The organism is Halopseudomonas litoralis (assembly GCF_900105005.1).
Taxonomy (GTDB): domain Bacteria; phylum Pseudomonadota; class Gammaproteobacteria; order Pseudomonadales; family Pseudomonadaceae; genus Halopseudomonas; species Halopseudomonas litoralis.
Map to the genome: position 1 here is coordinate 3,978,695 of NZ_LT629748.1, position 9,148 is coordinate 3,987,842.

8 protein-coding genes and 1 pseudogene are annotated in these 9,148 nt (G+C 53.1%); 7 read left to right on the forward strand and 2 right to left on the reverse strand.

The window, feature by feature from the left end:
* Positions 1-141: 141 nt before the first annotated feature.
* Both BLU11_RS19070 and BLU11_RS19645 read right to left on the reverse strand, forming a co-directional pair.
* Entirely contained in the window at positions 142-831 is a 690-nt protein-coding gene (locus tag BLU11_RS19070) for an SOS response-associated peptidase family protein (protein ID WP_090276082.1), read from the reverse strand.
* A 300-nt stretch (positions 832-1,131) separates the two neighbouring features.
* Positions 1,132-1,227, reverse strand: a pseudogene (locus BLU11_RS19645) (Cd(II)/Pb(II)-responsive transcriptional regulator); the annotation flags it as partial.
* Here BLU11_RS19645 and BLU11_RS19075 point away from each other — a divergent pair.
* The 7 genes from BLU11_RS19075 to BLU11_RS19370 all read left to right on the forward strand — a co-directional run bounded on the left by BLU11_RS19075 (position 1,215) and on the right by BLU11_RS19370 (position 9,138).
* The gene (locus tag BLU11_RS19075; RefSeq protein WP_231702237.1) at positions 1,215-1,865 is read left to right on the forward strand and encodes a cation transporter; all 651 of its coding nucleotides are present in this window, start codon (positions 1,215-1,217) and stop codon (positions 1,863-1,865) included. The pseudogene BLU11_RS19645 and the gene BLU11_RS19075 overlap by 13 nt on opposite strands.
* Before the next feature lie 91 nt (positions 1,866-1,956).
* Complete coding sequence (locus BLU11_RS19080) at positions 1,957-2,199, forward strand: hypothetical protein (RefSeq protein ID WP_090272043.1); 243 nt, start codon at positions 1,957-1,959, stop codon at positions 2,197-2,199.
* Between the two features lie 130 nt (positions 2,200-2,329).
* A complete protein-coding gene (locus BLU11_RS19085) occupies positions 2,330-3,004 on the forward strand; it encodes a heavy metal response regulator transcription factor (RefSeq protein ID WP_090272042.1) in 675 nt (224 codons plus the stop codon).
* Positions 3,001-4,392, forward strand: coding sequence for a heavy metal sensor histidine kinase (locus BLU11_RS19090; protein ID WP_090272041.1), 1,392 nt, complete (start codon positions 3,001-3,003; stop codon positions 4,390-4,392). The genes BLU11_RS19085 and BLU11_RS19090 overlap by 4 nt, the downstream gene beginning before the upstream one ends.
* A gap of 8 nt (positions 4,393-4,400) precedes the next feature.
* Entirely contained in the window at positions 4,401-5,807 is a 1,407-nt protein-coding gene (locus tag BLU11_RS19095) for a TolC family protein (protein ID WP_090272040.1), read from the forward strand.
* Positions 5,804-6,919: an efflux RND transporter periplasmic adaptor subunit gene (locus BLU11_RS19100; RefSeq protein WP_090276086.1), complete on the forward strand. Its 1,116-nt coding sequence runs from the start codon at positions 5,804-5,806 to the stop codon at positions 6,917-6,919. Before BLU11_RS19095 ends, BLU11_RS19100 begins: the two co-directional genes overlap by 4 nt.
* A gap of 14 nt (positions 6,920-6,933) precedes the next feature.
* On the forward strand, positions 6,934-9,138 hold the full coding sequence (locus BLU11_RS19370; protein WP_197674230.1) for an efflux RND transporter permease subunit: 2,205 nt from the start codon (positions 6,934-6,936) through the stop codon (positions 9,136-9,138).
* Positions 9,139-9,148: the final 10 nt, after the last annotated feature.

The following is a 9,148-nucleotide window of genomic DNA, read 5'->3' on the forward strand; positions in this document are numbered from 1 at the left end:
ACTCCTCGAGAAGTGGGCCAGCCGGGTGGGCTAGCTGGGTATGCTCAGGAGGGTGATATAGATCTGAAATGTTTTTGATTAAGGATTGGTAGAGAACCAGACTGATTTGCCGGCTGCCAAGTGGTGCCTTGGCTCCACTCTTCAAGTCCTTTCAATAAGGGCTGGCCCCTCGTTTCTCACGTTGCCCACACCGCGCTCGACCTGGTGCCACTCGAACGCTCCTACGGGTTCTGCCTTCTCTGCAACAATAGATTCAGCTTCATGTGGAGATAGCTCAGGGTTTAGCCAATGCGCTGCGGTTTCTGGCGACAGCACGATCGGTCTGCGATCGTGTATATCCACCATTCCTTCGTCGCTGTCGGCTGTGATAATTACAAAGCCGTCCCCATCTTTTGGCTCGCTGCCGTCACGCCTGAACTGACCAAGTCCGGCAAAGTACATTGGCTGGTTGTCACGCCGGTGAATGTAATACGGTTGCTTTCTCTTCGGATCATCCTGATCCTTCACCCACTCATACCACCCATCCGCTGGCACGATGCAGCGCCCCGATTCCCATATCGGCTTGAAGAATTTACCGGTGGCCGCAGTCTCGCTTCTGGCATTTATGGCCGGCGGACGTTTGCCCTTAGCCCAAAACGGCTCCCAGCCCCAGCGCACCAGGTCCCAGCACAGCCCGTCCGGATCTTGGTGCAGAATGCGCACCTTTGACCGGGGGGCTACGTTGTAACGGTTGACGGGTTCTGGGTCGACAAAGTTTGCCATTGGCACGTCTAACCCAATCGGTTCGATGTACTCCCAGGGAATTCGGTACTGAGCAAAACGACCGCACATGGCTACCTCCTATCAACTCTTCGTTGACGACTCATGACAATATTAATACTGTATGCATGTCCAGTTCGTGTAGTGAGTCACGCTAATGAGTAGCAATGCAGTAACCATAGGCTCTTTGACCAGATCAACCATCGAGCTGCCGTTTTACGCCTGTCGAGTACCTGCCGGTTTCCCCAGTCCAGCGATTTTCCCATATCGTTTTTTATGTCAATGCGCAGGCCTGTTTTAATAAACATATATAAAACAATGATATACCGGATAAATAATCGATCTTGCCTACCTTAATAGCGCTGACAACTATCAGCGCGGTTCGCTTCCTTCACTGATTCCCGCCAAGATCCCACAATCGGTTGCTTCGCGCTTATCCGAGCAACGCCCTCTCAGTGCAACAAGCTGCGGGGGCTGCCCTTTTCAAAAGTGGCTTTCTTTTACTATTCAGCATCTTAATTATCGGTGAAGCCATCCGTAAGAGCTTCTTGGGCGTGGTGCCAGAGGCGGGGTGGATGGGTCTGATCGGTCTTGTTGCGCTCGCCGCCAACCTGAGCTGCCTGGCGTTGCTTTATAGTCACCGCAGCGACGACATCAATATGAGCTCGACTTGGTTGTGCTCGCGAAACGATGTTATCGCTAACCTAAGCGTGTTAGGCGCGGCCGGGCTAGTCATGCTGACCCAGTCGCAGTGGCCGGATCTGATCGTTGGGGTGGCACTCGCGCTACTGTACCTGCACTCTTCCGTTCAGGTCGGGCGGGATGCTTGGCCAAAGTGGCGCGGTCGCGATGAACAGCAAGGCGCTGGCAGTGAAGCTGGTGTCGTAGCCCCATCGAGTAGCTGCTGTAAACCTGATGCCGTGACGAAGCAAGAGGCCGGCTGTGAAACGAATGCCGTGGCACAACCGGCCGGCTGTTGCGAAAGCCGCACCGTAACGCCCGCAGACACTTGCTGTGGAACGGGTTCGACAGAGGCTTTTTACAGACAGGGCATTTCCCATCCGAGAGCAGATGCAGCAGAAAAAAAGCGAGGGAGCCCTAAATGACAAAATTGTCATTTAAGGCTAATCCTCTCGTCAGGCTTGAACTGGATAATAGCGGCATGGAATTCATACCCAATGCCAAGCCGAGGGCGCTATGACATATCGCAACATGATGGCCGTATTTAGCATGGCTTTTGTCTTGATGGGAGCCAGTACAGCAGTGCAGGCTGAAGATGGGAGCTTGAAATTGAGGACGATGCTTGCCGATCGTCACGGATATGGTCTGCCTCTTGATGAGCGTAAGGGCAATGAAGTAAAAGAGCGTAAGCAGCGTATCCTGAATAATGATGAGTTATTCTTGAAAACGACAGAAAAATCAGATCCAGCGAACAGATAATTTCAGTTTCATCTCTTGGGTAGTTACTCCTTCAACAAGAGATGTTTTAGGCGCCTTTGGGCGCCTTTTTTTACAATTAGCGACGCCCGCGCATCAGAACACGAAGATGGAAGGCCAAAAAGGTGCAACGATGCGAGTCTTGATCATCGAAGACGAATTGAAGACAGCCGAATATTTGCAACAAGGTCTAAGCGAATCTGGTTACACCGTTGACTACGCTTTAACGGGAACGGATGGAATACACCTGTTCAAAAGCCAGCAGTATGCTTTAGTAATATTGGACGTAAATTTGCCTGGCATGGACGGTTGGTCGATATTGGAGGATATTCGCCGCACTAGCGATGCGCGCGTAATGATGTTAACTGCTAGCGGCAGGCTGTCGAACAAGGTGAAAGGATTGGACCTGGGTGCAGATGATTATCTGGTTAAGCCCTTCGAATTCCCTGAATTGCTGGCAAGAATCAGATCGCTTCTGAGGCGAAGTGAGAAACTGACTGAAACCGACTCTCTGAAAGTGGCTGACCTTGAGGTTGATCCCGCCAGACATCGTGCATACCGAGCAGGGCAGCGCATCGATCTGACTGTTAAGGAATTTTCCTTATTACATCTGCTCATGCGAAATTCTGGTGTCGTTATGACAAGAACTCAAATAATTTCGTTAGTATGGGACATTAACTTCGATTGTGACACTAACGTAGTTGACGTCTCTGTCCGAAGGTTGCGCGCCAAAATAGACGAACCCTTTGACAGGAAGCTAATCCACACCCTGCGCGGGGTAGGGTATGTCCTTGAGGATCGCGGATGACCAAGCCTTTGAGTTTGTCGCTGCGAATTGGATTGTCTGTAGGTGTTATGGGATCAATTCTCGTTATTTTGATATTCAGTCAATCCTGGATGACGCTGCGCAATCAATTGGGAATAATTGCCGAGTCCAGGTTAGAACAAAAGTTAAATCAAATCGAACATGTAATATCAGAGTCTAACCTGTCGCTTGTTAAAGATACTAGCTCGCACCCGCTGGGCGACTTAGTGTCCGGCCATCCAGATCTAGGCCTGCTAGTATGCGATGCTCAAAGGCCGAATAAACTAAATTTTACGGTTGGCTCGGTGCCAAGTCATTTGCTAACTGGAAGTACTTGTGCCGTCGAACCTGATACATATAAAAAACGACTCTCTCAGCATGGCATCGAGGCGCTAATAGAATCTAACATCGTGCGCATTGCCGGGAGCAATGAGAGTTTTCTGCTAGTACTCTTCAGTAATCGTTCCGATGATTCCGAACTGCTTAGTGCATACCTGAATTCGACCATATTAGCGGTGCCGCTGTTCCTGGTATTAATTGGGTTCGGATCCTGGTGGATTGCCCGACGAGGAATGGCTCCGCTGAGCAACTTCAGAGAGCTGACTTCCATCGTTACCACAAATGATCTTGATGGAAGAATAATAACCTCTGGTCTGCCCGTGGAGCTTAAAGAGCTAGCAGACAGCGTAAATTTCATGTTGGGAAGGCTTGAGGGCGGCGTGCAACAACTTTCCGATTTTTCGGATGATCTGGCCCACGAATTGCGATCTCCGATTACTAATCTAATGGGGAAAGCGCAGGTGGCTCTTTCTCGAGACAGATTATCCTCCGAATACAAAGAAACATTAGAATCATGTGTAGAAGAGCTCGGCAGAATATCTCGGATCGTTTCAGACATGCTCTACCTTTCGCAAGCTCTTCAGTCGGATTCAGCTGATCTGTCAGATCAAATATCCTTAAAAAGAGAAGCTGAACAGGTAGTCGACCTGTTTAATATTATGGCTGAAGAAAAGGGAATATCGCTGACCGTCCAGGGAGACGGCGTTATCGTGGGCGACAGGCTGATGGTGCAGCGAGCCATATCGAACCTACTATCGAACGCCATCAGACACGCGTCTCACCACAGCAACATTCCGATACTCATCGAGAGTCAAGGTCAATCTATCGTGTTGTCTGTGACAAACGATGGCCCCGGTATACCCGAAGAGCACACCGAAGCGATATTCAAGCGATTTTTTCGCGTGGATAGCGGGCGCTCACGTGACGAAGGAGGGACTGGACTTGGTCTTTCGATCGTCCGTTCGATCATGCAGATCCATCAAGGCAGCGTGACTGTAAATACCAGCACAGCCGGCCCTACGACATTCCAATTGTGGTTCAACCTTATGTGAGGTGGTTTATGCTCGCCCTTATTTGTCGTCTACGTCCGGCCCGATGGCCGCGTCAGGCGAGGCTCCTGTTTGTCTGCAGTATGTTGGGGTTGTCAAACCTTGCTTGGGCAGCCGACCGCGAGACCGCAATACTGACCTTGCCTAAGGCACTAGCTCGTGTTCTGCAGTCCAGCCCCGAGTTGGCTGTTTATCCCTATGAAATCCGTGCCGCCGAAGCGCGAACCCTGCAGGCGGGCCTGCGACCCAATCCTGTTCTTTCCGTGGAAGTCGAAAATGTTCTTGGCAACGGAGCATTTTCGGGGGTTGATGCAATGGAAACCACCCTGGCATTGAGCCAAGTCATTGAGATGGGTAATAAACGCAACTTGCGGCGCGACGTCGGCAGTTGGCAGCGCCAGGCGGTGGAGCGTGATTACGAGCTTGCTCGCCTTGATGTTCTGGCGGCAGCTGCAAGCCGCTATCTGGAAGTGGCGCAAACCCAGAGATTGTTGGATTTCTCCGAGCAGGTTGTTGAATGGACTTTAGCCGCTCAATCCGTGGCCAATAGACGTTTCGACGCTGGTAGCGCAAGCAGGGCCGAGCTTGGTCGCGCACGAACGGATGCGATGCAGGCTGCGCTGGCGGTTAGCAATCTCGAGGTTCGGCTGGCGAATGCCAAGCGCCGCCTGGCAAGTTTGTGGGGGGACAGTGAACCGGATTTTGCGATTGTGGGCGCGGAACTTTTTTCATTGGTGGAGCTTCCGGACTTCGCCCGTATTCGTACTCAACTCGAGCAAGCACCGCAATTGCAGCGATTTCTGACACAGGGCAGGTTACGCGAGGCCGAGCTTGAACTCGCTACCGCTCGCGGCCGACAGAACATTGAGGTCGGCGCCGGGTTCAAACACATTCGGGAAACGAACGATATCGGAATGGTGCTGCAGTTCTCCATGCCGCTGGGCGTTAATGACCAGAATCAGGGAAATATCCAGGCCGCCCGTGAGGGCCTAGCGAAGCTCGATCTGGAAGAGGAGGCAACACGGGTCAAGATTTTTACCGAGCTACACAATGCATACGCACAACTGGAACAGACACGTAACCAGGTCACGGTACTGCGTAACGATATCCTGCCCGAAGCACGGGAGACTCTCGAGTTGATTCAGGACGGTTACAGGGTGGGGCGCTTCTCCTATCTCGAACTCGTGCAGGCCCGGCAGCAAGTGCTGGCCGTCGAGAACGACGCGGTTGTCGCCGCCACCGACTTCCATCAAACCCTTATTACCCTTGAAACCCTGACGGGCCAGCCTCTGACGGGAAGCGGACAAATTCTTACCCGAGCCGATACCGCAAGCGGTGTGTCGTCCGAATTCCGTCTGCCCTACCTGGATGGATCCGCTGGTGCAGAGCAAACGTCACGACAGGAAGAATCTCGATGAACAAACTATTGAATCTGGTACTTGGCAGTTTGCTCCTGGCAGGGCTGCCGCTTCACAGCGCAATTGCGGTAACCGATCCAAAAGTGGAAACACGAGCCGCTCACACCGAGGAGGAAGCTTCGCATCAGCATGAATCGGAAGAGCCAGAAGCTGAAGCAGAACATTCTGAAGAGGAGCACGGTGAGCGGGAAGGTGACCATGCTGCGGAAGAAGCAGGACATGACGATCATGACGGTCATGCCGAAGAAGGTCAGGCTGAGGGCCACGAAGGCCACGAGGAGAACGAAGAGCCGGTTCTGACCCTTAGCGCTGATCTGTTACGCGAGTTCGGTGGTGAAATTGCCGTTGCTGACGCGGGTGTCATTCGCCAGCAGGTGTCATTGCCAGGCGAGATCCAACTGAACAAGGAAGCCGTCGCTCACATCAGTCCGCGTTTTGCGGCGAAAATCGTTGAGGTGCGGGCAAAGATCGGCGACAAGGTCAGTGCCGGCGAAACCCTTGCCGTGGCAGAGAGTTCTGAAACGCTTGCACGCTTCAACCTCACATCGCTGATCGACGGGGTGGTGATCAATCGGGACGTTACGTTGGGAGAACATTTGTCACCGGATGACACTGCCTTCGTGGTCGCGGATGTGTCTACTCTCTGGGCTGACATAGCGCTCTATCCCAAGCAAGTACCGTTGGTGGAGGTTGGTCAGCCGGTTCGTCTCAGTACCAGCTATGGCCCAGAGCCGGTTGATGCTCGCATCGACTATGTGGCCCCGTCGGTAGATGAGCGCACGCGTACTGGCCTGGCTCGAGTCTTCCTGCCAAATGAGAGCCGCGCATGGAAACCGGGTATGTTCGTTCAGAGTGATATTGCCATTGGCGAGTACCCGGTAGACGTCGTAGTTCCCGAGGGTGCGATCATTGATTTGGAGGGTCAGCCAACGGTTTTTGTACAGGAAGGCGAGCGCTGGGAGCCGCGGTCAGTGAAGCTCGGTCGCGACGATGGAAAAATGGTCGAAGTCCTGAGCGGTCTTGAACCCGGAGAAAGTTACATTGTCGAGGGCGGTTTCGTGCTTAAGGCGCAGCTGCAGAAGAATGAATTTGAATCCGGTCACAACCACTAGCCCAGGAGAACAGTATGCAAGGCATTATCCGTTTTGCGCTGGATAACCGGCTACTGGTAGTCGTGCTAGCTCTGGCGACCCTGGTGGGCGGCTACTTCGCCTATCGCACCCTGCCGGTGGACGCCTACCCTGACATTTCGCCGGCATTGGTCCAGGTGTTCGTAGAAACTGAGGGATTGGCACCCGAAGAAGTGGAAAAATACGTCACCTATCCGATCGAAAGTGCAATGAATGGTCTGCCAGAACTCGACCATGTGCGTTCGATTTCCAACTTTGGGCTGTCAGTTGTCAATATCTATTTTGAGGATGGAACTGATATCTATTTCGCCCGGCAATTGGTGGGCGAGAGGCTTCAGGTCGCCCGGGAGTCGATTCCCGCCGGTTTTGGCGAGCCGGTCATGGGGCCTATTACTACAGGGCTTGGGCAGATACTGTTTTATGTACTCGAGGACACCAGCGGTCAGTACAGCACTACCGAGCTGCGTGAGATTCAGGACTGGATCGTCAAGTTCAATTTGCAGACCGTCAAGGGCGTAACCGAAGTTCTTTCGATTGGCGGCGAAGTGAAACAGTTTCAGGTGAATGTCGATCCGAACGCGCTGCTTCGCTACGACGTCAGTTTGCCGGAAATCAAGGAGCGTATTGAAGCCAACAACGCCAATGCCGGCGCCCAGTTCATCGTCAAAAATGACGAAGAGTACATTGTGCGGTCGGTGGGTCTTGCCACAGATCTCGAGTCTCTTCGCAACATTGTGGTGAAGACCATCGACGGGACTCCCGTTTATTTGAACCAACTTGGCGATCTGGACATTGGCGGAGAAATTCGCCGCGGACTGACCACCAAGAATGGCAACGGCGAGGTGGTTGTCGGCATGGTGTTGAAGCTGATCGGCAGCAACACCTCCAACGTGATCAATGCGGTAAAGCAGGAGTTGGCGACAATCAACGACAACCTGCCTGAAGGCATCGAGGTGCAGCCGTATTACGACCAGGCTACGCTCGTGAAAGCGGCCGTAACCACTGTGATCAATGCTCTGTTGCAGGGCATCATTCTAGTAGCCCTGGTTCTGCTGGCTTTTATGGGTGGTCTCAGGCCAAGCCTGGTGGTGGCGCTCTCCATTCCGTTTTCGGTCGGCTTTACCTTTCTTGCGATGAAAATTTTCGGAATATCCGCGAACCTGATGTCGCTGGGTGGGCTTGCCATCGCTATCGGTATGATGGTGGATGGCGCGGTTGTGGTGGTTGAAAACGTTGATCGCATGTTGCGCGAAGCCAAGCCTGATGAGTCGCGTCTGCATATCGTGATGCGCGCCTGCCAGTCGGTCGCAAGACCGATCCTGTTTGCGATCAGCATTATCATTGTCGTGTTCTTGCCGCTATTCACTTTACAGGGCGTGGAAGGTGCGACATTCAAACCGCTGGCCTACACGGTGGCGGTGGCGATGTTTGGATCGCTGATCTTCGCGCTAGTGATCGCTCCAGTAGCCGCTTCGCTCCTGATGAGGAGTCCCAAGGTTCGTGAGGACAAGCCACGCAAGGACATCATCAGCTTTCTGCTCAAAGGTTATAAACCACTGGTAGAGGCAATGGTTGCTCGCCGCTGGATCGCGTTGGCGCTGGCGGTCGTCGTTCTGGCCGTGGGCGCTGCAGTAGCGCCGCGTCTGGGCTCGGAATTTGTGCCGCGTCTGAATGAGGGTGACCTGTTGATTCGCGCTACCATGGCGCCTTCTATCTCGCTGGAGAAAGCCAAAACCACTATCACTGTTTTTGAACGGCAATTGATGGAGGATTTTCCGGAGGTAACGCAGGTAGTCTCGCGTATTGGCCGGGGTGAAGTTGGCGCTCACGCCGATCCGGTAAACAACGCCGAGATATTCGTTGCTCTCAAGCCACAGGAGGAGTGGGTAAGCGCGGATACATTGGACGGTCTTTACGCCGCAATGAGCAAGAGATTTGAAGATTTCCCCGGTGCCAAGTTCAACTTCACACAACCTATCGCCGCAGCTGTGGATGAGTTGCTGACGGGGACCAAGGCCGAACTTGCAGCCAAGCTCTTTGGTGATGACCTTGATGTGCTTGTTGAAAAAGCACGAGAGATCGAACAGGTGATGGGCACAGTGCGTGGAGCTCAGATGTTCAACGCGATCAGATCGGTGGCACACCGCAACTGCGCATTACGTTGGACCGGGCTGCGATCGCCCGCTACGGGCTCAATGTGAGTGATATTCA